The following is a 24,545-nucleotide window of genomic DNA, read 5'->3' on the forward strand; positions in this document are numbered from 1 at the left end:
TTAAATTAAATTTATATCTTTCTTTAATAAGAAAATCTAGACATCATATTATTGTTAATATATTTCCCATCTTTATAATTTGATTTGGATTTTATTTGTCCGTTTTTATTATAAGAAATCAACTCTCCATGTTTTTTTCCATCTTTATAATTTGCTTTAAGCTTGATTATTTCACATTTATAATAAGTAATCCATTCCCCATCTTTTTTTCCGTCATTAAAAGTTCCTTTATATATAATTTTCCCATTTTCACAATAGGCAATAACTTTGGCATTTGTAAATCTGCTTTTAAAACTTCTTTTAACGTTAGTAGTACTACTTTGTAATTGGTTTTGATTGATGAATTTCATATAACTAATTAAAATTACACTAAATGTTAATATTAATATTATTTTTTTCATTCTCCCTCCCCCCCTATTTTTATCCCTTTAAAACTGTATACCCTTATTTAAGTTTGCCTTTAAATAGTAATAAAATCAAATTTTTAAGATTTTCTCAAAAATAAAAGGGCGCTAAATTCATAGCGCCCTTCTAAGACTGATTTTACTACTTTTTAAAATGGATGTTACAAAAGAGGTAAAAAGGAACATTAAAAACTAACATAACTTTCATTAAATTTTTTGTTTTTATTTTCTAATTGTTCTTTTTATTTTTTAGAGTACTCTATCACATTTAAATTGTTGTACTAGAACCAAAAAATAGCTTTAGTAGGAAATAAATTAATTTATAGTATATATTCTTTAATGACACTTTCTATGATTAATATGATATAAAAAAGGAGGCGATGTATGAAAAAAATTATTTTTATATTTTTTATTTTATTTTTGACATCATTTAGTTCTCCAAGAGATAATTTAAATTTTATGAGTACATTTAAAGAACGATACGAAGTAAAGAAGAAGGTAGAATTTTACAAAGATAGAATGAATAAAATAGAGAAATCAAGGGAGCTTGCCCTTACAGAAGAAGAAATTAAAAACCTGGATAAGAGATATGTTCAGGCTCAAGAAGAGATAAAATTAGGGGAAATGACAATTAATAAAATCGATAAAAGAAGTGGTTTTATGGCTAAGAGTGTAGTTTATCCCTTAATGGACGCCTGGATAGATATCTATGATGTGACTGATAAAGAGGATATAACATCTAGAAATACAATAGTTAGAAATTTATTATTATTAATACTAACATTTATAATTATAATGAGATTTATATTAAAGAAAATTTAAAAAACTACAATTAAAAGGACGCTAATTTTTTTTAGCGTCCTTTTAAGTCCAATTTTATTGATTTTTATTTTGAAGGTCACAAAAAAAATTATTTACTCTTTTTTTTCGTAATGAAGAGTTCCCACACCTGCATCTATTAAATCGGAGGCGAATCCACCATCAGTTGCCAGGAGCCCAAGGTAATTCTTTTTATGCCATAATGTTAGCATTCCAAAATTATCCACTTTCTGCGGTTCAGATTTTTCAAATATGATTATTCCTTTTGGTAACTCATCTAAAACTCCCCAAATCATACCAGCACCAAATTCTTCTTTGGCACCTACTTCTAAAAAGCTAATATGAAAATGTTGATAATCTTTAGGATCCTTATCTTTTTCGACAGCAACTCCTTTAATATGAAGATATGCAACGAACTCTCCACCTTCGTATAGACGAGCTCTAATAACGTATTTATGTCCCTCTTCGTAGGCTAGGTCACACAATTCCTTAAATGATTCGTCGGTATTAATCCCACCTGTAGATACAATTTTATCTTGTAGTTTCTTACTGATTGTTGACATACAAATACCTCCTTTTTTTATTTCATTAAACTGTTTATATATTTTAAATACTCTTTTTTACTTTTGTTTCCTTTTTTTATAAAAAAAGGAGAGGATTTAATCCTCTCCTAAAAACAATTCCCTTATCGATCTAGCTCTCCTTATAGTTCTCTAAACGTTTCCCGGTAATTTTTAGGTACAACTTTTACAATTGGATCTGGCCAACTGCAGAATAAATTTCTTTCTGACATCCTTCTTCTTAGTAAACCTTTGGATCTTTTTCCTGCTGCCTTGGACCATAGGTTAAAGATCCGGCATGCGCCTATAAAGTTTCTGCCATTGACCAGTTTTACTATGTCAGACCTCCTAAAACTGGATCCTCCAATGTTGTAGCAGAGAGACACTAAAGCATCATATTGATTTTGATTTATATAGTCTAATTTTATTACTTCTTTTACTACATTTTCATAAATTCTTAATTGTTTTATCAGTTCTTTGTCTGCTTCTTCTAAGGTCATAATATCCCCTTTTTTGACTTTTATCCCATTGATTTGAGTAAATCCCCATCCAATAGTTCAAACGTCTGCAGGGCATTTATATGCCTTTATTTCGTAACTCTCGAAATGTTTTAAAAGATCTATTCCTTGTGTAGATATTTTCATGGTTACCTCCTATCTTTCAATAAATCAATAGCTATCTTTATATGTTCAAGAAGGCTTTTATGGTCTTCTTGATGATTCTTTACATATGTTTTAAAATCACTTTTATCTACTTTTTTATCATCAAGAAATCTCTCCATAGTCCTGATTTCAGTTTTAATTTTTCCTTGTTCTCTCCAAAGGTAGATAGTAAATAGAATAATGATGACAATTAATCCTTTTAATGGATCTTCCAGCACTAAATTAAATAATGGAATCATCTGCACCTCCTAATTGTAGTAGTAATTAATTCGATCTGATCTCTTAGGAAACATATCTTCTATTGAGATATTTATATTGGTATAGTTCCCTGGAACATCTTTCCAGGCTTTATGCCATACTTTTATATCGGCACTTTCATCTTCAGTTAATGGCTCCTCTATTCCCATAAATATATTATTGGCTAATTTATGATAGGCAGCATATTCTTTTTCCCTTTGAGCCCTGGCCTTTTCCTTCTCACTTTCCAGAGTAATCTCCCCTTCAGTAATATAGTCTTGCCTGGTTTTATCTACTATTTGATCATCTACAACCTTTTGAGAGTAACTATCATATAAAACTATCTTTCCATTCATAAGAACTTCCCCATCATTTAAGACCCTGTCTCCTCTTTCCAGTTTTTCTTCTTCAGTGGCTTCCCTTATAGAATCAGTTTTTTCTAGGTAGGTAATGAAGTGAGGAAGATCAACCCCATAAAATTCCACTGCATTCCCTTCAAAATATTCCTTATAGTTTTCAATTTTTGTTTCTGAAACTTCATACACTAAAGAGACACCCTCTTTTGCCTTTTCTCTATCAAGATATATGTAATTTTTCATTATGCTGTCCTCCTCCAAATATTAACTACTCTATATGGGTTCATGATATTAAATGCTGATCCACTTCCACTGCTTCCTGTAGTCCCAAAAATTGTATGGCTATGGTTACCTGTTGTAGAAGTATTAGGATTTTGATAATTTGTATACGGGCTTGATCCGCCTGTATTTTGTCCGCCTGCAGAAGATATTTTACCACTATAAGTATAGCTTCCCGAGTTACCTATATGACCAATATTACCTCCTCCTCTATGATAACTGTTACTGTCATTTCTTCCTGTAACAACATTATGAGTATGTGCTGGCTGTGTATGGGCATGGTTATCTACTCTGTGCCTGTGATTTCCACCTTTATGATAATGATTCCCGGTAGTATTGGTAGTCCCGTAAAACCCGTGGGTATGGGCTGCCATATTAGCCAGTGTCAGTGCGACTGTTGATCTTCCCCCTTCTGTTCCTAAAGCATAACCATTAGAAGTACCCAACAGCACCCGGCCTTCCAATTTTGTCCATGTGGTCCCTGTCCACTTAGTTGCAGGATTAGAGGTAGATTCCGTTATCCAGTAATCTCCTACATCATATTTACATTCTACGGCTTTATCATAAGCTACTTTGACTGCTTTACTGGTAGCCAATGTATTTGAATCATCTGAGTTTACTGCATCGCTCTTATTTTTATTGAATCCATCGTTTTTAGTAAACTTATCTTCCTTAGTTGCAAGTCCATCTACAAGATCTTTTATAGTTGCATAGACGTTACTCTGGTCTATAACTGCATTGATAGTTGAAGCATTTGATATATAGGTGATAATATCTTCTACTCTCTCTAATGCTCCGCTGGATTCCCTTGGAATAAGATCCGGAGCAGCTGTATCACAATAGGAATATAGCACCTCTATACCGTCTTCACCCCTGGCAAAGATCCCTATTTCTCTCAAATAAGTGTCTTCAGTTATCCCCTTATTATTAAAGGCTACCCTTACCCTGTAATTACCTGCTTCTAAAACTGTTGTACTTGTAATACTTAAAGTTTTAAAAGTTTCTATAAGGGAGGTTAAATCTTCTTTATTTGTTTCTTCAGGAATAATCCCTTTTCCTATTTCTGCCTTGGTTATAGTGATAACCTCACCTAATATAGCTCGGGCTAATAGTTCTTTACCTTTATTTGTAAGTATTGTTCCTGTATATTTAGCCATCTATTCCTCCTAAATATTCTTCAAAATTCGAAGCTGTATTGGGATCTAATGGGATCTCCTCAAAAATAGATGAATGATATAGTGCAGAATAGTAGTTTATTCCTTCCCACTGGCTGCTGACTATTATCCCATCTAAAGAACTTCTCTCATTTTTTGTTCTATTAATTGATTTATATAACTCTTCTAATTTTTCACCTGTTGGTGCAGTATCTCCTACAACTTTAAAATGGTATGGATCTCCACCATATTGATACCATTCCAGTAGTTCAAAATCACCATGGATATCTTTAATTGTTTTCTCTACTGCATACCTGGTTCCCTTGGTTTTTCTGACAATATATGCAGTTTCAACTAAACTAGGTTTAATGTCTTTAGATAGTGTCTGTTCATAACCTTCAACTCTCCATTGATAAGCTAGTTCATCTAGGATAGGCTCATCCAATACCTTAAAATCACCATAGAGAAAAAGACTCTTTTCCCTGGTGTTAATCAGATCTAATTCTTCCTGGATAACCTGGATTAAAAGCTTTATCTCTTTATCTCCCTGAAGAAAATTAGGAAGAAGTCTCAGAATTGAAATATCATCTATTCTAATCATCTTCTACTCCTCCATATCTGATATTTAAATTTATTTCCTTGGCCACTTCAAATGAGTTAACAATTTTAAAAGTTGGAGATACAACAGTAACTCTTTTAGCTCCTGCGCTTCTTACTAGATAGACTAACTCAGTAGGAGTTATATCTCTTTTTAGAGCTCCTTTCTGCCAGGTTACATACTCGCTAACTGCCTTATTAATCTGGTCCTGGATCTCGTTTACTAACCCTATATTTTGATTGGAGATATAGTAAGTAAAATCAATATCATAGTTTATTTGTGCAGGCTTATTCACTACTAGATTATCTGTTAAAGGTCTTCTCTTATCTGCATTACAGATAGCAAAAACATCTTGGAGGACACTATCAGTAGGAAGTTCTCCTCCCTTCATTAGAGGGGTTATCCGGACTGTTCCAGGATCAGTCATCTCTACATTTACATCTATGATTTCCTGATTAGCAGTTTTGGCCCAATAGATATACCCATCTCCTGGACCTGCAGTTGAAAATTTACTTGGAGCAGTTCGGATCCTTTCTTTTAAACTTTCATCTGATTCTATCTCAGCTCCTCCCTGGGATATTTCCATATTTATTACCGATTTAAAAAACGGGAAAGGATCAACTATTTTATTAATTTCTCCCGGGAGATACCCGTTTCCGACTATCCCCTCTTCAGTACAAATAGCAATAACTTCTTTAATAGTTTCTCCCGGTTTAAATTCAAAATATGGTGTTAAAAAATACATATTATTCCCCGGTGTAACTCTTACCGGATTAACTCCTAAAAGATGCTCCTTTGCTTCTTCTATCTCAAATTTTAAGAGCACGCTTGCTTTTTTAGCACCTAACCTTTCTGTGTCTGTAAAGGCTCCCATCTCAGTGGCATAGTCTCCCTTTGTATACCTGAGTAAATTCATTTTAAGTCCTTCATTGGTGGTTTCATTTCTGATAAATAAAGAATAAGCAACTGTCTGCAGTAGCCATCTTCTTTCATCTGCTAACCCTAGTGAAACACCACTTAATTCTTCATATTTTTTAACCATCCTTCCGAGGATCTCTTCTGAACTTTCATTATGTATATTTAAATCATTCAATAATACTCACCTCCATGATGGGCTTTAAAGTCCCCCTTTGATGATCTGTTATATATTCAATCTTATGTATCTTTAATCTAGGTTCATATTTCTTAAACTGTGTTTGTATATTCATCAAGGCAGCACTCCTATTCAGAGGTGAATCAACTATATTTCCATCTATTCCAACACCCCTGGCTAGGATAACTTCTCCTATGACTACAGAAAGGATATTTCTTCCATTTTGAAGGATCCTATCTATTCCGGCAGCTTTAAAATTAACCTTATTTTGCGGCTCTAATTTATAGATCATTAACCTTCACCTCTCTCTATCATTCCCTGGTTAAACCCTTGAGGGACAATTTTTTTCTTAGTAGCCTTTTTAGGTTTAATAACTATATCTGTATTTTTGTATATCAGTTCCACATATTCTTCCAAAGTAAGGGAGATATCTATTTTTCTAATCTTCCCGCCATTGGTTATATACTCATATCCTGCATCATAGGAAGTGATGACATACTGGCCGGCTCCTATAGGCTTATTCCCCAGACTAAAATCTAGTGTTTCACCGGTATTTTTATATAGATCTAATTTCTTAAGCAGTTCCTGTGGATCTACTCCAAAGTCACTCCTAAGAGTCATTTTAAAAGTAAGAACATCTGTTTTTAGATCTATAAATTCCAGAGCAGGTTTTTGTCCTTTCCGGTTATGTTTCTCATAATTAGCACCACCACTTAACTTTAAGTTGGTAAAGTTTAATATTTTCTTATTCTTCCCATCAAAGGAGACTTCAAAGGGGATATATCCTAAATTTCCTATCATTATTCTTCACCTCACTTAAAGTTTTCTAAAATATAAGTTATCAATTTGACTTTTGGAGCGTTAAAAGATACTATAATTAGGCAATCAATGCCTCAAATTGTTTTGCATAAAACAGGAATTTTTTCCTGTTTTTTTTTATTTAATTGACTTTTTAAAATTTATGAGGAATACTCTTATTGAACTCCTAGTTCTCAGAGTTTAAACGTTCCTTTAAAGTAGTCCTGACTTTCATAGCCAGGGCTTTTTAATTTCTTAGTTTATTATAAAAAAAATTTGCTTTTTCTTAATTTATGAGGGATACTTCAAGTAATTAGATTTCTCCGAATTTAATTAGGACGTATATACCCTTTGTAAGAGCCTTAATTTCCTAGAGTTAAGGCTCTTACTATGTAAAAAAGACTATATTGGTGCTGTAGTTGGTCTATTTTCCGCATCTTTATGCTTATGGAGATCTACATCTCCTTTAGGAGTAGTAAGTTTAGTTACTCCTACTTCTTCAGCTGTGACATTTTTAGCAGTTGTTATTGCATCTATATTTAATGAAGTTCCTGCAATAGAAGTAGCTTTTGAATTAATAGTTAGTTTATCTGTAGTCATCACTATATTTTTAGAAGATATATTTACGTTATTGGCACTTTTTATATCTATATCTCCTACACAATCAACTTCAAGTAGATGTGTTTCAAAGTTATATTTGACCTTAGTTCCATCAGGAAAGATAATATATTTCATCTTCCCGGAATCTTTAGGAAGATTCTTTTCCGTTGAGTAACTCCCTAAAATAAAGCCTACATCAGGTGCATTAGGTAAGAATACACAAATTACATCTTCTTTTAGACTGGGCATTGAATAATTTTTCTCTCTATTTGTATGGTCCATTAAAACTTTTAAAGGTTTAGATATCTCTCCAGGAGTATCATCAAATTCTACTCTTGCTGTAGCTGTCTTATAATTTATAGAGGATACCTTTCCAGTTCTTAAAAACCTAAACTCCATTAAAAGTCCAACCTCCTTCTCATATTTAAACTGCAGATATATTCCCTGGCTATATCATGGGTGACTGAAGTTATTAGATAGATTCCATCATACCTTCCAAATCCTAAAATCTTAGTTGTAAGACCTGCCAAGTATTCCGGATCTCCCATATGAGATATCTTCATCTTTGTTTCATTTTTATTCCTATTTCTAAGTATCTTTTTTGCTCGTTCATTTAAAAACTTTTCTTTCTCCTCTTTTGTGGTACCTGTAACTTTTGTATCTATATTTTTATAAAGAATCTTTCCTGTTTTCACTTTATAGAAAGAACTCGTAGGGGCTTCATATTTGCCCTTTAAGAGCTCTCCTAAGATTGGGTCATAGAATGTCAGCGTACATCCATCATAGACCTCTAAATCATCACATTGAAGGTCATATCTCTTTAGATCTGATTTATTAAAAGTAATTACTGTTTCTTTATCTTCATATGTCTTTTCATCAAATATAATAATCTTATTCATAGTTATCTTTAGAGCCATTCCCTGTTCTTTTGAGAGTCTGGCAAGTAGACTTGTATCTGATTCTTTTAATTGATTCACCTTATCAAAGGTAAACTCTTCAGGACAGTCATAGAATAGATCCATAGAATAATTCTTTGATATTTCCTGAGCGATCTCTCTTAGAGATACATTTTCCCAGGTATTATCTTTTTTTACTCCTTTAAGATCTTTAGTTATATCTATAGAAGTTCCTGAAATCTTCATTGTATCTGGTGTCCCTGAAAAAGACAGATCATCTACGGTAAACGTCCCACACTTTAAGATCCTGTTATCTCCTTCATTTCTCCAGTTAATCACTCCTATCTCAACTTTTAGTTTATCTCCCTTTAAGATAGCCCATTCCTTTATCCATTTATCACCTGTGAGGCTGAGAGTCACACTGTCGCCTTTATCTAGGTTATCTGTGTATGAGAACCCTTGAATATATGGTGAGATATCTCCTGTGATGTCTTTTCCTTCATAGGTTACAGTTATATAAGTTCTCCTGGATATCATGACTGCCTCCAAGGTGGAAGGGTTAAGTTTTTAGTATTAGGAATATCAGGACATATTAGTTCTATCCCACCACTGAAGATAGCTATATTCATATATCTGGGATTAGCTCGTAAAAGTTCCTTAGAGAATTTATCTTCTCCGTAGACTTTAAAACTAATATTGTCCCAAGTATCTCCCTGGATAGTTTTGTATATGTCTGCTTCTTTAGTCAAAACTTAACCTCCTTTCTGATTTGGTTTCTTCAGCAATTATATCTTTAACAATTTTCTTAATTTTTTGCACGAGATCCTCGCTTGATTTTTCTAGAATTTCACTGATATTATCTATATTCCCCTGGATAGTGGGACTAAAATCTATCTTAATCTCTATTTTTTTATCGATAGAATTATTAATTAATTTCTTTTCAACCTTGGAAGTTAAAGATGGGATCCCATCTCCAGCAAACATTCCTAACTTAGCTCCTGCGTGATACCAAAGGCTTTTTGATTGTCTGGTCCCATCATGGGGAACAATAGTTTCTGGAGCATCTCCTACTATTGCTAAATGAGGGGTAGTGACTGTTCCCCCTGTAGCATATTTAGGAATATTAGGATTTAGTCCCGGCTTATTATTTAAGCTATATTGAGAATTAACCTTCTTACTAAAAGTAACTTGATTTTCATTCCCTTTTTCCCCTTTAAATTTCTTATACCAGGTATAAATTCTTTTGATTCCCTTTAAAAACATCCCTAAAGGGCTGTACTCAAATATTTTAAATATTGGAGATTTTTGAAATACATCCCATAACTCGAGGGTTTTATCTTTCATCTTTCCGACATTAGTTTTAAATCCATTCCACAGATCTATAGTTTTAGCTTTGATTTTATCAAAATTCTTATAGATTAAATATCCACCTGCTGCAATTGCAGCTAAAATTAAAAGGATTGGATTAGACATTAGCGCGGTAAATGCTGTTCCCAGTGCACCTACTCCAAAAGTAGTTGCTCCAATAGCTAAATTTACACCTACAAACCCTGTTGCCGTTAGAGTTAAAAACTCTGTCAGTCCTGGGAATTTTTGTGAAAATCCTGTGATTATCTGAGATCCTTTAGTAAATAGTTTTGTTAAGACTTTTAAAGGTGGGAGTAAGAAATTAGTAAAAGCCAGTCCTAGATTAAGTAGTGACTTTCCTAATATTTTTAATTGAGCTGAAGCAGTAGCATTTACATTGTTAAATTCTTTATTAACGCTGTTAGCTACTTTTTTCTTATCATTTATGAGGTCTAAGTTATTCTGCAGTTTTCCTAACTGGTTGGATAATGGTAATAATGCTCCTACTGCTTCTTCACCAAATAACATAGTTCCTATAGACATCCGTTTACTCTTGTCTACATTTTCAAATGCCCCCAGGACCTTCTTGATGGTTCCCATAGAATCTTTTTGCATATCTTTTGCAATCTGACCTGAATCAAACCCTAGTGCCTCAAATGCTTCTTTCCTGCTTTTACTGGCTGACTCTCCACTACTCATAGTGGAATAAAGTTTTCTTAATGCGGTGCTGGCAGTACCAGCATCTTTAACACCAAAATCAATAAGACTTGCCCCTAAAGCGGCAGTTTCAGAAACTGTAATATTAGCCATCTTCCCTAAAGGTCCCATAGCAGTTACAATGTCACTTACTTGGGCAGGTGTGACTTTGATATTATCTCCTAATGTATTTATCTGATCTGCTAATCCCATAACTTCTGTCTGAGTCATCTTAAGGGAAGTTCTCCAGGTAGCAAGGTTTCCACCGGCTTTATCTGCATCGATACCAAAAGCAACGGCTACCTTTGCAGTATCAGCGGTAAATTTAGCCAGTTCTTTTTGCTCTATTCCTGCCTGACCTGCAGCAGCAGCTATCTCATAAATTTCAGTATTCATCAAAGGGATATCCTTTGTTGTCTGTAAGAGTTCCTTTCTAAATTTTTGGATCTCTTTAGGATCACTTATACTCAATTGCTTCTTTACGTCTGCAAATGCAGCTTCATCATCTATAGCTAATTTAACTCCTACCCCTATCATAGTGGCAGGAGCAATCATTTTTTTCATTCTGTTTTGCCCATTTTGTTTATAACCTTTAAACCTGTTTTGACTTTTTCTTATCTTCTCCTGGATCTTAAGATTTTTCTGCATCTTGTCTCCAAGTTCTTTTTCACCTTTAGAGAGCATCCAGACCCTTGATTTAGCTTTAGATAGTTCATTACTGTATTTTTTCATTGATTCTTTTGATTTAATTAGATTTTTGTCTAGTTGTTTCTGTGTCTGTAATGCTTTTTTAAACTCAATGGTTGCTGCTTTACTGGCTTTTCCTGATCCATTAACCTGGACCTTTAGCTGTTCGATCTTATCTGCTAAGATTTTTGATTCTTTAGTATTTTTTTGAAATTCAGCACGGCTTTTAATGAATTGATTTTCTAACTTAGAGCTTTCTTGCCTGGCTTTTGCTAAAGCTTTACTCCTTGTTTTCATCTGTTTCATTTCCCAGCCTAACTTTTCTAATTCCTTACTGGCCTTACTAAAACTTTTCTTTACTGATGGATTAAGGGCTCCACCTATCTTAATAATAAAATCTCTATTCATCAGGTATCGCCTCCATCCATTTAACTAGATCTATAAGTTTTAAATCATTAAAAAATTTTATTCCAGTTTTAGTAACCTGCCCTATCCTTATCATATTGCTCCTAAACTTTAAAATTTTTTCTGGATCATTTAGATCTATGCTAATAAGAAACCCTTGACCACTTCTACCAAAATATCAAAATCAGAATGCTTTAATTCTAAAATTGCTTCATAGGGAAGCTCTGCAGCAACAGCTCCTACTGCAGCTTGATATGCTTGTCCGAATTTAATCTCTGAACTAGGACTATAATATTTACCTTGGGAGACTACTTCAGCTTCACATAATTTTGCTCCAGTCAAAGAATTGAAATCCATCTTAATTTCTTTGATCTCAACCTCATTAAATTTAACAGGATGTTTTAAATTAATAGTAGTAACTCCTCCAACTACAGTTACATAGTCTTTTTTCTTTTTTATTTCTTCAGTTTTGTTCTCTTTATTTTCTTTCATTTATTCCTCCTTTTTTATATTTTAAGTTGACTTTTAGCATTTTTTAAGCTAATAAAGTTGGTATATTAATATTGCTGCCCAGTTAGTATTAATATTTACTTTACTTCTTCAAAGAGTTCTCGTCGACTTTACGGGAACTCTTTGTTTTTTTTTGAAAACTATTATTTTATAAAAATTTAATTTATTTACTTGACTTTTGGTATTTTTAGAGGTAATTATACTAATGTATTAATATCAACGCCCAGTAAATATTAGTACCGTTATTTATTTCTTGAAAGAGTTCTTGTTGACTATACAAGAACTCTTTTGCCTTTATAGGAAGTCATCATCGTCTAGGTAATTGATCCCATCTACTACAAATTTATTATTTAATTTATCTATATGTAGATTTTCTATCTCATCGATAAATACTCTTAAACTAATTACTTCAAATTCTACTTCTGTATCCATAGCCTTGGCGGTTTCTGCTTTACCTAAGTTTTTATTCTTAGGCATTACTTTGGCCATAACTCTTATCTTTCTATTTCTTAACTTTCCTATTGGGCTTCCCGGATCAGCCATTTGCAAATTACCTCTAAATGCCAACTGATGTGTGATAGGTGCAAGAAGTGTTGTAAATTGTTTGTTAACTGCTCTTTTCTTTATTTTCATCCCCATAGATTTAGTTAACCCGGCAATAGGAACTTCTAACTCTCCTGCTATTCCTGATCCTGTAACTGTGTCAGTCATAAACTGGATATTAGGTAATTCGACATCTACTGTTCCTATTTCTTTTAATGCATCTAAATACAAACTAAATCCTTGTAGGGATACTGGAAATCCATTCATTAGTTACCACCTCCAAATAGGTTCTTTAGGTATTCTGTGTCATACTCTAGATCTGATTCTATCTTCTCAGCTACTCCTACTGGAGTCATATATCTTTTAAATTTATACTTCCCATCCATTAGTTTAGTAGTAGGATTATCCTGCTTGTTAAACTCAATCCTTCCACCTAAAATAGCTCCTGTAGTTACCAATCCATTGTAGTAATCGTTATAGCTGTCTACTATCTTATCCATGAGTTTATTATTTGCCGGTTTATCTACATCTAACCAGTAAGTCAAAGTAAAGTTGTTGTTATCCCAGATAAACATCCTTTTACAAGAAATTGTATTATCTTTAATATCTCTATTAGCCGGGTAACATCCGGTTCTATTCCCCCATAGTCTCCATCCATTTGTAAAGTTAATAACAGTTGCAACACCATTATCATTTAAGTAATCCGCCTGGGTTAATAGAAGATCTACTTCAGTTTTATTCTTCAGACAGATCCCTGTTAGATTAAGAGGCTTATTGGAAGGTGATTCATATGGGATATCTCCATTCTTAGCATCTACTGCATATATAGAAGCAGCTACTAAAGTAGAAATATGATAAAGAGTTTTATCTATTAATCCCATTGGCCAAAAGTTATACAAGTTTTCATGGATATAGCTGTTATCGTTTTTCCATGCAGGAACCTTGTTATACTTATCTATAGTTGTTGAGTCTATATCGGCTAATGCTATGCCGGTAAAGACCTCATTGATACTTTTCATAGCTGATACCAGCGAGGTCATTACCTTACTTTTATCTGTCCATCCAGGGGCTAATCCGATATTAGGAACTTTATTATATTTAGGAAATACCTGATTTATTAAAGCTATTCCTTCCGTTTTAAGAGTAGCTGTATCAATCCCACCGATAATATCTGTTTCAGTTACTAAACTTGGTTTTAATTTGTCATAGCTTACTTTTCCTGTTGTAAGAGTTCCAGCTAATGTTTCATCTATAATGATGATACTTACTGAACCATCTTCATTAAACACTGCTGTATATTTATCTTTAGGAACCACAGTATCATCAGATTGCTTTAAAGCTAAACTAGGTAATAGGATCCCTTTATCTGTGATGGTTCCTTTTTTCTTAGTAAATGTAATAGCTGTATCTGCCACTGCTTCCTTATGGGTAGCAGGATCCAAGACATTAATGAAAACTACTGGTCCTACTTTGAATAGCCTGAAAAATACATCTATAGCTTCACAAAGTGTATAACTGGCCCAATCATCTGAATATCCAAAAGCTTCTATTGCTTCTTTTTCTGAATAGCAGAGAACCGGGGTATTTATCTTAGGTGACTTTGCTAAATTTACTGGTGCAGTTCCTATAATTACTGCACAATTACCACTTTCTATTACACTAGCCATAGAGGTAGAGGTTTCACTTGTTTTTACTCCATGATTTATAGTTCCCATTAGTTCATTACCTCCTCTACTGCCTTATTAAAAAGGATATTTATTACAGTTCCTGGTTGATTTATTTCATTAAAAGCTGTTACATATTCATTTTCTGTAACAAACATAGGAACTATAGATGGATATTTTACTTTTAATTTTTCTACTTCTTCAGGAAGATCTCCTATGAATACAGTTCCTTTATCTAAAATCCCTCTTTGAACTCCCGGTCCTATGTAAAATGTGCTCTTTTTCTTCTTTACTTCAATTGATTCTTTTATTTTTTTCTCTTCTATTTTTGTTATTTTTTTCTTTTTAGGTTCTTTTTTTGCTACCATCATTCCCTCCTACAGATAGTCATCTTGTGGCTGAGTTACTGCTATTACAAATGAGCATTTAGTTTCACCAAGATAGTATGGTGTTTTCACTGCTCCAAATACTTCATGTTTCATAGATCTTTTAAGGATCCCGAATTCAAAGTTTGTATCTTTGAAAAAATCTTCCCTGATCTTATCTATTACTGAGAGAGTATCCCAGTGTCCCGTTGATAGTGCTTCTTTTTCTATCTCTGGATCATTTCTTCCTTCTCTACTTGCTCCAATAGTTGCATATAGGATACTAACATCAACATTACCGCTCATCTCATCATCCTGAATATTAGTTGTCTGGATTAATATATATGGTTTCCCTCTTACTGTATCCATTGGCAATATACCGGTAACGACTAAAGGGATAACTGGATTTCCTTCATCATCTATTAACTGAATACCTTTTATCGCATTTTCAAGTCTCTTTTTAATTTCTTGCTCTAAATTTCTTATGGACATAGGCTACTCCTTTTTATTAATATGCTTTGGCGAAAATTCTTTAACTACATTCGAAACATCTTTAATAATATTTGAAACTTCTGCTATTCTATGTGGAGAAGTTTTTCTATTTAAGTTTTCCTTTCTTATATTTTTAGCTGACATAAATGCCTCCTTAGTTTCTAATATCTATTAATGGAGTACCTCCAGAAGTCACTTTAGGCAGCTGACCATCCCACCTTAATGTTTGTTCATATTTAATTAATTCACTAGATAAAGATTTTTTCTTAAGATCGTTAGCTTTAGCCTGGGCTTTAGCTACAGTTAAAATTTTTTCTGCTTCAGCTGTTGCTTGAATTAATTTAACTTTAGCTTTTCCTTCTTCCTGGATAGCATTTCTTTCAGCTTCAATTTGAGCTTTTTGTTTCTCTATTTTTTGTCTCTCTAATTCTTGTTGGGTATTTACTCTTTGCTGTATAACTGTTGCTGTATCAGGATCTAATCCTATTCTTGAAAAATTTACAGATTCAATGATTATTCCGTCTTTAGCAAACTTATCTTTAATATGTTGATAAGTCTCTAAATTTAACTCTGCCCGTTTAGAGCCATAAATATCAAGGACACTAAATTTAGAAGTTACTTCAGAAACATATGCTTTTATCTTTACTCTGGTATATGTATTTTGAATAACGTCACCGCTTTTACCTTTAAACCTTGTAAAGATCTTAGCCACCTTATTTTCATCATATCTATATGAATACTCTAAATCTACATTAACCATCTTTCCATCTGAGGTAGGGACCATAAATGAATCATTATCTTCAGATCCTTCCCTTTCATCGGCAGATAAATATGCCTGTTCTGTTCCTATGGTATATTCAGTTACATTTTTAAATGGATTGATAAAGTTGTATCCTTGTGTTAATACCTTTTCCTGGACTCCTCCATTAGGGCTATAAACAATCCCTACATAACCTGCAGATATTCTGTGACATGATTTAAACGTCATTAATATGGCCATAATTACTATCACTACTACTGCGCTAAACTTTTTTCCATCAACTATCATTTTTGTCCTCCTAATTTTTTATTCTTCAAAGAAATCATTTAATTTAATTTCAAATTCATTCTCTAAGTCTTCATTGATAAATCTTTCTATAAGATCCGGGTTATGTTCTATCATTCCGCCAACACTGTATCCATACTGTCTTTCAATAGCCTTTCTAAATTTTGATTCTTTAAACAAACGCCTGAATACCATTATATTTCCCGGCTGATTCCTAGGAGACTGAAGAAATGCTCTTTTTAGATCTATCAGTCCCCCGCTTCTTCTCAATCCTATTTTAATTGGTCCATCATCCGGGACATCTACCCTAAAGTTTTGTAAGCCGTAATGATCTTTCTTTCTATTATTTGTTAACTCAGCTGTTGTCTTTTGCAAAGTAGCCTTCTTCATGGAGATTCCTGGGTTAACTTTGTCTTTATTGATATAGAAATCTTCTATAATCCTATCTACTATGTACCTTTTCGCTCTTTTAGCAGTTTGATTTGATGCTTTAGAAACCACTTCTTCAACACCATCTGTGATACCTTCTAATTCTTCTATAATTTTCTCTAATGCTTCGCTCTCGAATTCAATCATAGGTTTCACCTCTTGTATTTCGTAACTTTCGAAATTAAAAAATAAAACTAATTTCAGGAGTTACGAAATTGATTATTTATAATTAGTAATAAGAGATATCCTAAAGGTATTTCCTTTGTCTTCAATGTCTATGACTTCATATGATTCATCGTCAAGATTTACCGTACTGTTTATATAAACATCATTTGGGAAATCTTCCTTTTTCATTGAAAGAGTAATCCCTCCATGATAGATACCTGCTTCACTGTATCTATCATTATTCTTTCCTTCATACTTTTTATTGAATTCTTCAGATGATTTTACAGCTATAATCTCATTTCCTTCAAAGGTAACCTTTTCTCCTATTTCATCCGGGTCAAATAGAAGATCTAGATCCTCATCCATCAGGTCTTTAAAGTTCATCTTCAGCTTCCATAATTGCTTCTATGATCTCAGCTTTTCTAGTTACCTCTAGCTGAAGTTCCATCTCAACTGCCATCTCTTTTAATTCAGGGATGGTTAAGTCATCCAATTCCTTTATTCTTTTTTCCCGGGGTGACTCTTCAGGAGTTTTATCTTCCTGGAAACGAGATTTTATTTCAGTTACAAAATCAGACTTAATAAGATCTGCTGCATCTTTATCATCTAACTCTATTATTTTCCCTGGTTTATATATTTTTCCCTTATATTCAATAGCAGTTAATTTAACTTTACATTTTTTCATGGTTACCCCCTATATTACTTTAGCTGCAATCCAGCCTTGAGCATCTTCCGGTATGATTAATGGTGAAGATCTGATTTCTAATAGGTCTGTATTACCTTCAGATGATGGAACAGTTTTTACCGCTTCTTTTCCAACAAATATTTTTGCTCTATCTGTAATCTTTTCTCTGAATGGGAAACTTCCGTAATTTACTCTAAAACTTTTAGCTTTGAAGTATAAGAGTGTTCCATCAGGCAGGATAGGTTCCTCAGTTGGTTTTCCATACTCCTTTACCCAATCCATATATGAATAAATCTTGGTGTCTATCTCTGGGATATAACCAATGTATGAAACTCCAGGTTCTTTTTCCTTTGGTTTAAGATTGATAAGAGTGTCATTTAAGATCTTTATTTTCTCCATAAGAGTTTTGTTGTTGATAATTGATCTAGCTACATCTGGAGTAACTACCACTGTATCCACAACATTCCCAGTATTCTTTTGGACTTCTAATTTTTGCTCACTTAACCACCCAATGATATCTGAACCTTCTGCATCAAATTTATCTGATCCTGTTAAAACTTTTAAAGTGAAATCTCCATATCTAATCCCTTCTTTTCCATTTCCCATAGGGAAAACACCACTCATTACTAATTGAGATAATGCCCAGATCTTAGTCCTGTGAGCTATTGTTTTTAATGTCTTTAAATCTTCTGCTACCTGTTTTTTTAAGATCTTATTCAGATCCTTTTTTCCTGTCATATAGATCCCTTCACCAAATTGCTGTTGATATGCTGATTCAGCAGTTGCAGGTATTTTTAAAGATATAAATGGAGGTTTATATCTTGCAACCTCGAACCCCTCTCTCTCAATAAGGATTCCATTAGACATAGGCCCTACAAATGCTGCTCTTACCCTTCCATTATCTTTAGAATGTATCTCAATTTCCTGGACTACTTCCTCTATCTCTTTACCAATCATGATATTCCAAAGGAAATTGACTGGTCTTTTTACTCTTTTTATTGCATCAGTTATCTTTCTTGCCTCATATGGTCCTGGCATTATTAATCACTCCTTTTGTTATTTAGATTTTTATCTCATATAGATATTTTTAGGAATACCATTTATTCTTATTTTTTCTATATCTATAGCATCTTCTTTGATAACTCCATTTTTATAGAACATTCCACTAACGTAAACCATTGCTGTTTCAGTTGTTGTTACTATTACATCCTCACTTAATACTCCAAAGAACTTAGTTTCATCTGTACACTTGGACAGTTTTAAAGTGGCAGGATCTAACTCTAAGAGCATCCCTCTGGTATAGGTTCCTGCTACAAATCCCATAGGTTCAACCAGATAGGGAACCACTCCTCCAGCTTTCAGGTTCTCAGGTTTTATTACTTCTTTAACCATTTAAAAATCACTCTCCTTATTCCTCTCCATTTGCTAACGCTACGATTTCATCAATTTCATCCTTTTCCTGTTTTTCTTTAATTTCTTCCGAAGTCATTCCATCTAAAATGTGTTCCTGGACTCCTCCGGCTTTTGCATCATCGATTTTATTTAGTAAAATATCCATTTTATTCTCAACTTTAGGTTGAATTTCACCTTTTTTAGATTGAGTTGCCATCTCTTGAAGGATATCGACCATTAACTGCTGGTTAGCGGCTTTTATTGGAGCTTCAAATTTAGCTTTTTGGATACACTCCAATGATCTTCCTGCTCTTTGCTCTAATGTTTCTAAGGTTTGAATTCTTTCTCTTTCCTGGTTAACCCCTGCCTGAACTAACTGTTCGCATAGATCCGGGTATTCATTTTTTAATTGATTTAAATCCATCTTTTCAACTCCTTCGGTATTTTTTAAATTTTTATTTTTTGGTTCAACTTGTTTTTGCATACTATTTTTGATATTTTCTTTTTCTAAAAATTCATCTAAATTTTTAAATTCCGATACATTTAAAATTTCTTCAGTACCACACATAAGCATATTATTTTGTAAACTCATTTGAGCTTTGCTTTCACTCTCTATGTTAGTTACAAAACCATGGGCTAAAGCTGTCTTAGCAGTCATCCAGGTAGTTGCATCCATCTTCTCTATAAGATCATCACGAGTTATGTTAACTTTGCTTAGATAAGCTTCTATGGAGACTTCTCTAAACTGGTCTAAATCATCAGCTTGTTTTCTTAACTCACTGGCTTCCCCCCTTGTCATCCCATAATACGGGTTGTGGATCATCATCATAGATACCTTACTCATATGTATGGTGTCACCTGCCATGGCTACTACAGTGGCAATAGAGGCACAGATCCCATCGATAAATATATTTACTTTAGCCGGGTGTCTCTTTAAACTGTTATATATAGCACATCCTGCAAAGACTCCTCCACCTCGGGAATTAATCCTGACATCTATCTCACTGATCTCTCCTAATGCATCTAATTCTTCATTGACGTTCTTTGGAGTAGCATCGGCAAACCAGCCCTCACCTATGACACCATAGATCCTTATTTCTGCTTTCTTTTTGCTTATCATTACTGCATTAAGTAAGCTCATCTTCCTCACCTTCTTTAGTTTTTTCTTTTTTTGAATTTCCCTTATTTATCAATCCATATTTTTTCATCTTCTTTACCTCTCGGCCCCGCTGCTCGATATTGTCATCAATATCACTGCCGTTGATCTCCATACTTTCTCTGGCACCTGTCGTTAGGTTATATTTAATTCTAAGCTCTGCAGCTTTAGCTTCTCTTAGAGGATCTAGTGATCCAGGAGCCTGCCCGAACCATTGGGTCTTCTGGTATGCTTTTCTTTTAAAGGGATCTTCATATCCAGGTAGATCGATATAGTCCATAGCTACACAATAATCTAAAAATTCCTCATAGATAGGCTGCATAAAATCATCTGTAAACCATTGTCTCCTGGTTTTCAACATCTTCCAGGACTCTAATAAGGCCCCTTTTGAAGCTGAATAGTTGTTGGAGAATTTAAGAAGTAATTGTTCAGGGGATAGTTCTAAAGCAGCCCCTAAATGAACACACATAGTATCCATAAATTTAGTGAACCCTGAATTAGGTCTGTTAGAATCTGGAAATACTATTTTTTGACCAGGAGCCAAATGATTGAAAGTTCCGCTTTTAAGTTTAAAATCTTTTCCGTTTTTAGGTTTAAATGGACTTTGAGATTTAGTTTTCTGTGTTTCGTTTTCTAAAAAGGCTGTAAAATATGAGTTTATGGTAGCTGCCATAAGTTCTGCATGGGTAAATTTTCTCATTTGATGGAGGATCTCAAGAACCGGTGCTATCAATGGGACTCCCCTTCTCTGTCCTATCCTTTCTTTATCCATGAGAACCAATAAATTTTTTCTGCCTGTTTTACTTCCATGAACCTGGATCTTAGTAGTTTCAGATCCTTCTTTGTTCTTTTTAAAGTGATAAGCAGTTATTATTCCATTTTTATCCTTTTCTACACCGTTTTTAATATCTTTATCTCCAGTATCTGAAGGATTAATACAACTGGCCGGATCTAACAGTCTTATTTTTAATCCAAATAGCTCTCCCGGATGAAGTTTAAATGAGAGAGCTGCAAAACACTCCCCATCGATTAGAGATGTTAGGATAGCCAGTGATTGAATATGACTTAATTTAGACTGCCTTCCCCAATCACATTCAGTAGATCCTGCCCACATTCTCCATAGGTTCTCTATATTTTTTTCTATCTCCTCTTTTTTCTCTTGTTCCAGGTTTAGGATATTGTTGTCTATAGATGCTTTTAGTTTTATCCCAGTTCCTATAACATTGGATCTGATCCTTTTGACAGCTCCGTTAGCTATGGCATTTCCCATAAATTCATCTCTGGATCTGGCCACTAAGATATCTTTTGATTCTCCTATATCCACATCAGCACTATTAATCTCGTCATCATAATCCATAGCATTTTGAGTTCCTGCTCCATGATTATGAAATTGAACTACTTTTTCATAGGTTTTTTCAGCATGATAAAGCTTTGTCTCTGCTCTTATCCTCCTGGCTGCTAATCCAGGGAAATATTTTTTTAATGATAGTTCCATTTAGCCCTCCTAATGTCTTCCTGGTATTAAATTCTCGATTGTCATTCCCACATTATCGGGATCCCCGTATTCTCTGCACCTTTCTTCATAGAGTTTAATTCCCCTCTGAATCATTCCCAGGTCTGCCCTGGTAACTTCTTTTCCATCGATGTTATATGCCTGACCTAATAAGACTTTTTCTTCAGCTTTTAAATACATCTTTAATTTCTCCTGGCACATTTTCAGGGTTATTCCTGTAATACTCATTCTTCCTCCCTTTCTAGATATCCAACTTTAGATAATAGACTCAATTCTTCTTTGGATAAGGCTGCTAAAATTTTCATGTCGTAATCATATATTTCAAGTGCTGCTTCAGAATAATTATGTAAATCTAGTGCTTCATTCCTTTCTCTAATTTTTATCCACTTGTTACTCTTAGGATCTCGAACCTCAGCAGTTAAACTTAAAAAATATTCTTCAGTATAGTTACTAGTTGGCCTTTTAGGAAAATGACAGAACCCTGGTCCAGGTTTTTTAATCCTCAATTTACTCATAGTTGAATCTTTTAATGCATTGACTCCTACTGAATAGAGGTTTATTTCATTATTTTTAGTTTTCCTAAATCCGTTATTTATTGGAACTATTCCACCCTGCCCCTTAATTCCAAAGATCCTTTCATCTTCTTTATCAGAGACAAAGTTATATACGTTTTGTGTGTTGTAACCAGTATCTATACAAGTTGCAAAGATCTTTAATGGAGTTCCATCTTTGAAATAAAAATCAGATTTTAAAAACTCATAGAGTTCGTTCCAGACCTCCTCTTTGGATGGATTTCCATAAAATACCTGGTATGTAATCCCCCAGCTTTCCCGGCCTAATCCCCAGCCTTTGACTTCTAGTTCAATTCTGTTATGCTGGACATCTACTCCTGCAGTTAGGAGCAGGACACCTTCAGGTACTTCAGCCTCATAGGTTTCTCTTCTTTTGAATAGAGCCATATAGTCGATTGTCTTGATGTTTTCTTCTTCCCAAGTTTCGGCTAATACAGTATTTTTAAATGTCTTTATCTTCTCCATATCCCCCTGGGATTCTATCCATTCCTCAACTATTGATTCCCAGGTTCTCCATGGACTAGCTAAAGCACTCAGGTGATAACTTAACTTCTTTTTTCTTTCAGGGAATTTATGTACCCATTTCCCTTTAGACTGGTTTCCTTTTTTCCATTCTTTCTCATGGGATAAGGCTCCACATTCATTACAAACCATCTCCACTGTTTCGTGGTCGTTATCTATCCACTTTAGGTTTTTAAAATCTAATACCTGGTATTCACCACAATGGGGACAAGGGAGCTTCCATACTGCTTGTGAGCCGTTGGCAAACTCTTTTTCTATAGCACTTCTATTTTTTACAGTAGGTGTCCCGGTAATAATACATTTACTTTCATCCCCATAGGTAGTTAATCTCTTTCTCCCAAGGGATATAACATCTCCTTCCCTTCCTGAAGACTCGGGATACCTGTCTACCTCATCAAAGAAAATTATTCTGATGGGTCTGGCTGCTAACTTACTTGGTGAGTTAGATCCTATAAAGGCAAGATACCCTCCCGGGAACATCTTATGGGTAACTGTATTCCCTGAGTTCTTGGAGTTTGCATCCTTTATCCTGGCTTTTAGTACATAGGTATCTCTTATCATTGGAGCTATCCGCTCCTTGGAATAGGCTATTGCCATGGTATCTGTCGGCTGCACTAAGAGCATGGGACAGGGATCCAGGTGAGCATATTTACCAAAGATATTATTTATAAACTCTGATTTGGCCAGCTGTGAAGCCATCATAAGAATTACTTCTCTAACCTCTCCAGATTCTAGTCTTTCATAGATCTCTATCATGTATGGAGTTCTCTTTGTCTCCCAGGCTCCGATCTCTTTGGAGCCCTCTGAAGATAAGATCCTGTTTGCATCTGCCCATTCACTGATACTTAAATTAATTGGAGGTTTTAATAACTCCAGGCATTCTTTGAATAAATTTCTTACTTTTTTTCTTCTACTCATCGTTTATCACCTTTATTACTTGGAGGATCATACTTTTCCAACTCCTCCAAAGCTTTTAATACATGTTTTTCTACAATTGTTTTTATATCCGGTTTTTCATTTTGCTCTATCTCAATGGTTATTTTTCTGCTGGTACTGAGTAACTGTGATTTAAACTTTATGAGCATATCAGACAAGATCCCTCTGACCACATGATCAGGGTAATATTCATCTTTTAAAATCTTTAAATTAAACTCTTGTGTTTCTCTTTTTGCTTTTTTTAATTTCTGATCTTCAAGGTTATGGTCTCCGTTTTTACTTTTGATCTGTTTTATATATTCCTTAACACACTTCCCGTAGAGATATTCCCCGGGAGCATATTTGAAATCTTTAAATAAATTTCTTACCTGCCTTTCAGTGATTAAAAACTGTTTAGCCAGTTGTTTTTCTTTTATTAAAATTGTTTGACCCATATATCCTCCTAAAATTTTTGGAAGTCCCGAATAAAAATTTTGTTACGGCCAAAGTTCCGCAAAATTTCCCCGCAAAGCTTTTTCCTAGAGCTCTCACAGTACCTTTTTTTTTTAAGTTGACTTTGCTTTTTTATATGTTAAGATTAAAATGGTTAAAGTTTTTTTTAATCACTGGGAGGGAGTTATTGTGACTTATTTTATTGACAATGCAACTCATACTATTCATAAATCTGTGTGTCCGCATATATCATTAGCTGATATGGTTATGCTGGGGATCTATATGGATGATGAAGAAGCATTGAGAGATGCCAAAGATGAAGGATATTGTAATGCTGATGGTTGTTGGTACTGTTGTTCATCTTGTTGTTCAGTTGAGGAGAAAGGGTAAATAATTTTTATTATTTACTCTTTTTCATTTATCGATCTATTTTCTTTCCGGCTATAATCACTGCTAACATCATTCATATTCTTTTAGCTTTATAAACATTTAATTTTTTCAAACAGGAAACGTAATCACCCGTTTGTATCCTT

33 protein-coding genes are annotated in these 24,545 nt (G+C 33.9%); 2 read left to right on the forward strand and 31 right to left on the reverse strand.

The window, feature by feature from the left end:
* Window positions 1-23: 23 nt before the first annotated feature.
* Window positions 24-401: a hypothetical protein gene (locus NRK67_03170; protein ID UUV16922.1), complete on the reverse strand. Its 378-nt coding sequence runs from the start codon at window positions 399-401 to the stop codon at window positions 24-26.
* Between the two features lie 387 nt (window positions 402-788).
* On the opposite strand from NRK67_03170, the gene NRK67_03175 reads away from it, so the two are divergent.
* Window positions 789-1,226, forward strand: a complete 438-nt coding sequence (locus NRK67_03175) for a hypothetical protein (GenBank protein ID UUV16923.1) — start codon at window positions 789-791, stop codon at window positions 1,224-1,226.
* A gap of 92 nt (window positions 1,227-1,318) precedes the next feature.
* On the opposite strand, the gene NRK67_03180 is transcribed toward NRK67_03175, so the two are convergent.
* The 30 genes from NRK67_03180 to NRK67_03325 form a co-directional block, all read right to left on the reverse strand.
* Entirely contained in the window at window positions 1,319-1,786 is a 468-nt protein-coding gene (locus NRK67_03180; protein UUV16924.1) for a hypothetical protein, read from the reverse strand.
* Between the two features lie 140 nt (window positions 1,787-1,926).
* Entirely contained in the window at window positions 1,927-2,337 is a 411-nt protein-coding gene (locus tag NRK67_03185) for a lysozyme (protein UUV17758.1), read from the reverse strand.
* Between the two features lie 92 nt (window positions 2,338-2,429).
* Complete coding sequence (locus tag NRK67_03190; GenBank protein UUV16925.1) at window positions 2,430-2,684, reverse strand: hypothetical protein; 255 nt, start codon at window positions 2,682-2,684, stop codon at window positions 2,430-2,432.
* A gap of 9 nt (window positions 2,685-2,693) precedes the next feature.
* Window positions 2,694-3,281: a hypothetical protein gene (locus NRK67_03195; GenBank protein ID UUV16926.1), complete on the reverse strand. Its 588-nt coding sequence runs from the start codon at window positions 3,279-3,281 to the stop codon at window positions 2,694-2,696.
* Entirely contained in the window at window positions 3,281-4,474 is a 1,194-nt protein-coding gene (locus NRK67_03200) for a tail fiber protein (GenBank protein UUV16927.1), read from the reverse strand. Before NRK67_03200 ends, NRK67_03195 begins: the two co-directional genes overlap by 1 nt.
* Window positions 4,467-5,072, reverse strand: coding sequence for a phage tail protein I (locus NRK67_03205; GenBank protein ID UUV16928.1), 606 nt, complete (start codon window positions 5,070-5,072; stop codon window positions 4,467-4,469). The genes NRK67_03200 and NRK67_03205 overlap by 8 nt, the downstream gene beginning before the upstream one ends.
* Window positions 5,065-6,162 (reverse strand): baseplate J/gp47 family protein, encoded by a 1,098-nt coding sequence (locus tag NRK67_03210; protein UUV16929.1) that lies wholly within the window; start codon window positions 6,160-6,162, stop codon window positions 5,065-5,067. The genes NRK67_03205 and NRK67_03210 overlap by 8 nt, the downstream gene beginning before the upstream one ends.
* On the reverse strand, window positions 6,155-6,454 hold the full coding sequence (locus tag NRK67_03215) for a hypothetical protein (protein ID UUV16930.1): 300 nt from the start codon (window positions 6,452-6,454) through the stop codon (window positions 6,155-6,157). The genes NRK67_03210 and NRK67_03215 overlap by 8 nt, the downstream gene beginning before the upstream one ends.
* Window positions 6,454-6,963 (reverse strand): phage tail protein, encoded by a 510-nt coding sequence (locus tag NRK67_03220; protein UUV16931.1) that lies wholly within the window; start codon window positions 6,961-6,963, stop codon window positions 6,454-6,456. Before NRK67_03220 ends, NRK67_03215 begins: the two co-directional genes overlap by 1 nt.
* A gap of 399 nt (window positions 6,964-7,362) precedes the next feature.
* Window positions 7,363-7,959, reverse strand: a complete 597-nt coding sequence (locus NRK67_03225; protein UUV16932.1) for a phage baseplate assembly protein V — start codon at window positions 7,957-7,959, stop codon at window positions 7,363-7,365.
* Window positions 7,959-8,993, reverse strand: coding sequence for a hypothetical protein (locus tag NRK67_03230; GenBank protein UUV16933.1), 1,035 nt, complete (start codon window positions 8,991-8,993; stop codon window positions 7,959-7,961). Before NRK67_03230 ends, NRK67_03225 begins: the two co-directional genes overlap by 1 nt.
* Window positions 8,990-9,205 (reverse strand): tail protein X, encoded by a 216-nt coding sequence (locus NRK67_03235; protein ID UUV16934.1) that lies wholly within the window; start codon window positions 9,203-9,205, stop codon window positions 8,990-8,992. The genes NRK67_03230 and NRK67_03235 overlap by 4 nt, the downstream gene beginning before the upstream one ends.
* A complete protein-coding gene (locus NRK67_03240) occupies window positions 9,198-11,594 on the reverse strand; it encodes a phage tail tape measure protein (protein ID UUV16935.1) in 2,397 nt (798 codons plus the stop codon). Before NRK67_03240 ends, NRK67_03235 begins: the two co-directional genes overlap by 8 nt.
* 135 nt (window positions 11,595-11,729) lie before the next feature.
* Window positions 11,730-12,083 carry a phage tail assembly protein gene (locus tag NRK67_03245; protein UUV16936.1) on the reverse strand — a complete coding sequence of 118 codons (354 nt, stop codon included), beginning with the start codon at window positions 12,081-12,083 and terminating at the stop codon, window positions 11,730-11,732.
* Between the two features lie 312 nt (window positions 12,084-12,395).
* Window positions 12,396-12,911, reverse strand: a complete 516-nt coding sequence (locus NRK67_03250; protein UUV16937.1) for a phage major tail tube protein — start codon at window positions 12,909-12,911, stop codon at window positions 12,396-12,398.
* A complete protein-coding gene (locus tag NRK67_03255) occupies window positions 12,911-14,359 on the reverse strand; it encodes a phage tail sheath family protein (protein UUV16938.1) in 1,449 nt (482 codons plus the stop codon). The genes NRK67_03250 and NRK67_03255 overlap by 1 nt, the downstream gene beginning before the upstream one ends.
* Complete coding sequence (locus NRK67_03260) at window positions 14,359-14,676, reverse strand: hypothetical protein (GenBank protein ID UUV16939.1); 318 nt, start codon at window positions 14,674-14,676, stop codon at window positions 14,359-14,361. The genes NRK67_03255 and NRK67_03260 overlap by 1 nt, the downstream gene beginning before the upstream one ends.
* Window positions 14,677-14,685: 9 nt before the next feature.
* Window positions 14,686-15,165, reverse strand: coding sequence for a hypothetical protein (locus NRK67_03265; protein ID UUV16940.1), 480 nt, complete (start codon window positions 15,163-15,165; stop codon window positions 14,686-14,688).
* 3 nt (window positions 15,166-15,168) lie between these two features.
* Window positions 15,169-15,309, reverse strand: coding sequence for a hypothetical protein (locus NRK67_03270; GenBank protein UUV16941.1), 141 nt, complete (start codon window positions 15,307-15,309; stop codon window positions 15,169-15,171).
* Window positions 15,310-15,319: 10 nt separating this feature from the next.
* Window positions 15,320-16,213 (reverse strand): SPFH domain-containing protein, encoded by an 894-nt coding sequence (locus NRK67_03275; GenBank protein UUV16942.1) that lies wholly within the window; start codon window positions 16,211-16,213, stop codon window positions 15,320-15,322.
* A gap of 18 nt (window positions 16,214-16,231) precedes the next feature.
* Window positions 16,232-16,786, reverse strand: coding sequence for a hypothetical protein (locus NRK67_03280; GenBank protein UUV16943.1), 555 nt, complete (start codon window positions 16,784-16,786; stop codon window positions 16,232-16,234).
* A gap of 72 nt (window positions 16,787-16,858) precedes the next feature.
* On the reverse strand, window positions 16,859-17,188 hold the full coding sequence (locus NRK67_03285; protein UUV16944.1) for a hypothetical protein: 330 nt from the start codon (window positions 17,186-17,188) through the stop codon (window positions 16,859-16,861).
* Entirely contained in the window at window positions 17,178-17,489 is a 312-nt protein-coding gene (locus NRK67_03290) for a Rho termination factor N-terminal domain-containing protein (GenBank protein UUV16945.1), read from the reverse strand. Before NRK67_03290 ends, NRK67_03285 begins: the two co-directional genes overlap by 11 nt.
* A gap of 9 nt (window positions 17,490-17,498) precedes the next feature.
* Window positions 17,499-18,527 carry a major capsid protein gene (locus tag NRK67_03295; GenBank protein ID UUV16946.1) on the reverse strand — a complete coding sequence of 343 codons (1,029 nt, stop codon included), beginning with the start codon at window positions 18,525-18,527 and terminating at the stop codon, window positions 17,499-17,501.
* A 30-nt stretch (window positions 18,528-18,557) separates the two neighbouring features.
* Complete coding sequence (locus tag NRK67_03300) at window positions 18,558-18,881, reverse strand: hypothetical protein (protein ID UUV16947.1); 324 nt, start codon at window positions 18,879-18,881, stop codon at window positions 18,558-18,560.
* Window positions 18,882-18,897: 16 nt separating this feature from the next.
* Window positions 18,898-20,022 carry a Clp protease ClpP gene (locus tag NRK67_03305; protein ID UUV16948.1) on the reverse strand — a complete coding sequence of 375 codons (1,125 nt, stop codon included), beginning with the start codon at window positions 20,020-20,022 and terminating at the stop codon, window positions 18,898-18,900.
* Window positions 20,009-21,532 (reverse strand): phage portal protein, encoded by a 1,524-nt coding sequence (locus NRK67_03310; GenBank protein ID UUV16949.1) that lies wholly within the window; start codon window positions 21,530-21,532, stop codon window positions 20,009-20,011. Before NRK67_03310 ends, NRK67_03305 begins: the two co-directional genes overlap by 14 nt.
* 9 nt (window positions 21,533-21,541) lie before the next feature.
* On the reverse strand, window positions 21,542-21,778 hold the full coding sequence (locus tag NRK67_03315; GenBank protein UUV16950.1) for a hypothetical protein: 237 nt from the start codon (window positions 21,776-21,778) through the stop codon (window positions 21,542-21,544).
* Complete coding sequence (locus NRK67_03320; protein UUV16951.1) at window positions 21,775-23,562, reverse strand: phage terminase large subunit family protein; 1,788 nt, start codon at window positions 23,560-23,562, stop codon at window positions 21,775-21,777. The genes NRK67_03315 and NRK67_03320 overlap by 4 nt, the downstream gene beginning before the upstream one ends.
* A complete protein-coding gene (locus NRK67_03325) occupies window positions 23,559-24,014 on the reverse strand; it encodes a hypothetical protein (protein ID UUV16952.1) in 456 nt (151 codons plus the stop codon). Before NRK67_03325 ends, NRK67_03320 begins: the two co-directional genes overlap by 4 nt.
* Window positions 24,015-24,201: 187 nt before the next feature.
* On the opposite strand from NRK67_03325, the gene NRK67_03330 reads away from it, so the two are divergent.
* Complete coding sequence (locus NRK67_03330) at window positions 24,202-24,402, forward strand: hypothetical protein (protein UUV16953.1); 201 nt, start codon at window positions 24,202-24,204, stop codon at window positions 24,400-24,402.
* The last annotated feature ends 143 nt before the right edge of the window (window positions 24,403-24,545 follow it).

This window comes from Fusobacteria bacterium ZRK30 (assembly GCA_024628785.1).
GTDB lineage: Bacteria > Fusobacteriota > Fusobacteriia > Fusobacteriales > Fusobacteriaceae > Psychrilyobacter.

Bases quoted from the DNA above. Each gene is read 5' to 3' on its own strand.
- NRK67_03170 (UUV16922.1), bottom strand. From the start codon at position 401: ATGAAAAAAATAATATTAATATTAACATTTAGTGTAATTTTAATTAGT.
- NRK67_03175 (UUV16923.1), top strand. From the start codon at position 789: ATGAAAAAAATTATTTTTATATTTTTTATTTTATTTTTGACATCATTT.
- NRK67_03180 (UUV16924.1), bottom strand. From the start codon at position 1,786: ATGTCAACAATCAGTAAGAAACTACAAGATAAAATTGTATCTACAGGT.
- NRK67_03190 (UUV16925.1), bottom strand. From the start codon at position 2,684: ATGATTCCATTATTTAATTTAGTGCTGGAAGATCCATTAAAAGGATTA.
- NRK67_03195 (UUV16926.1), bottom strand. From the start codon at position 3,281: ATGAAAAATTACATATATCTTGATAGAGAAAAGGCAAAAGAGGGTGTC.
- NRK67_03200 (UUV16927.1), bottom strand. From the start codon at position 4,474: ATGGCTAAATATACAGGAACAATACTTACAAATAAAGGTAAAGAACTA.
- NRK67_03205 (UUV16928.1), bottom strand. From the start codon at position 5,072: ATGATTAGAATAGATGATATTTCAATTCTGAGACTTCTTCCTAATTTT.
- NRK67_03215 (UUV16930.1), bottom strand. From the start codon at position 6,454: ATGATCTATAAATTAGAGCCGCAAAATAAGGTTAATTTTAAAGCTGCC.
- NRK67_03220 (UUV16931.1), bottom strand. From the start codon at position 6,963: ATGATAGGAAATTTAGGATATATCCCCTTTGAAGTCTCCTTTGATGGG.
- NRK67_03225 (UUV16932.1), bottom strand. From the start codon at position 7,959: ATGGAGTTTAGGTTTTTAAGAACTGGAAAGGTATCCTCTATAAATTAT.
- NRK67_03230 (UUV16933.1), bottom strand. From the start codon at position 8,993: ATGATATCCAGGAGAACTTATATAACTGTAACCTATGAAGGAAAAGAC.
- NRK67_03240 (UUV16935.1), bottom strand. From the start codon at position 11,594: ATGAATAGAGATTTTATTATTAAGATAGGTGGAGCCCTTAATCCATCA.
- NRK67_03245 (UUV16936.1), bottom strand. From the start codon at position 12,083: ATGAAAGAAAATAAAGAGAACAAAACTGAAGAAATAAAAAAGAAAAAA.
- NRK67_03250 (UUV16937.1), bottom strand. From the start codon at position 12,911: ATGAATGGATTTCCAGTATCCCTACAAGGATTTAGTTTGTATTTAGAT.
- NRK67_03255 (UUV16938.1), bottom strand. From the start codon at position 14,359: ATGGGAACTATAAATCATGGAGTAAAAACAAGTGAAACCTCTACCTCT.
- NRK67_03260 (UUV16939.1), bottom strand. From the start codon at position 14,676: ATGGTAGCAAAAAAAGAACCTAAAAAGAAAAAAATAACAAAAATAGAA.
- NRK67_03265 (UUV16940.1), bottom strand. From the start codon at position 15,165: ATGTCCATAAGAAATTTAGAGCAAGAAATTAAAAAGAGACTTGAAAAT.
- NRK67_03270 (UUV16941.1), bottom strand. From the start codon at position 15,309: ATGTCAGCTAAAAATATAAGAAAGGAAAACTTAAATAGAAAAACTTCT.
- NRK67_03275 (UUV16942.1), bottom strand. From the start codon at position 16,213: ATGATAGTTGATGGAAAAAAGTTTAGCGCAGTAGTAGTGATAGTAATT.
- NRK67_03280 (UUV16943.1), bottom strand. From the start codon at position 16,786: ATGATTGAATTCGAGAGCGAAGCATTAGAGAAAATTATAGAAGAATTA.
- NRK67_03285 (UUV16944.1), bottom strand. From the start codon at position 17,188: ATGAACTTTAAAGACCTGATGGATGAGGATCTAGATCTTCTATTTGAC.
- NRK67_03290 (UUV16945.1), bottom strand. From the start codon at position 17,489: ATGAAAAAATGTAAAGTTAAATTAACTGCTATTGAATATAAGGGAAAA.
- NRK67_03295 (UUV16946.1), bottom strand. From the start codon at position 18,527: ATGCCAGGACCATATGAGGCAAGAAAGATAACTGATGCAATAAAAAGA.
- NRK67_03300 (UUV16947.1), bottom strand. From the start codon at position 18,881: ATGGTTAAAGAAGTAATAAAACCTGAGAACCTGAAAGCTGGAGGAGTG.
- NRK67_03305 (UUV16948.1), bottom strand. From the start codon at position 20,022: ATGAGCTTACTTAATGCAGTAATGATAAGCAAAAAGAAAGCAGAAATA.
- NRK67_03310 (UUV16949.1), bottom strand. From the start codon at position 21,532: ATGGAACTATCATTAAAAAAATATTTCCCTGGATTAGCAGCCAGGAGG.
- NRK67_03315 (UUV16950.1), bottom strand. From the start codon at position 21,778: ATGAGTATTACAGGAATAACCCTGAAAATGTGCCAGGAGAAATTAAAG.
- NRK67_03320 (UUV16951.1), bottom strand. From the start codon at position 23,562: ATGAGTAGAAGAAAAAAAGTAAGAAATTTATTCAAAGAATGCCTGGAG.
- NRK67_03325 (UUV16952.1), bottom strand. From the start codon at position 24,014: ATGGGTCAAACAATTTTAATAAAAGAAAAACAACTGGCTAAACAGTTT.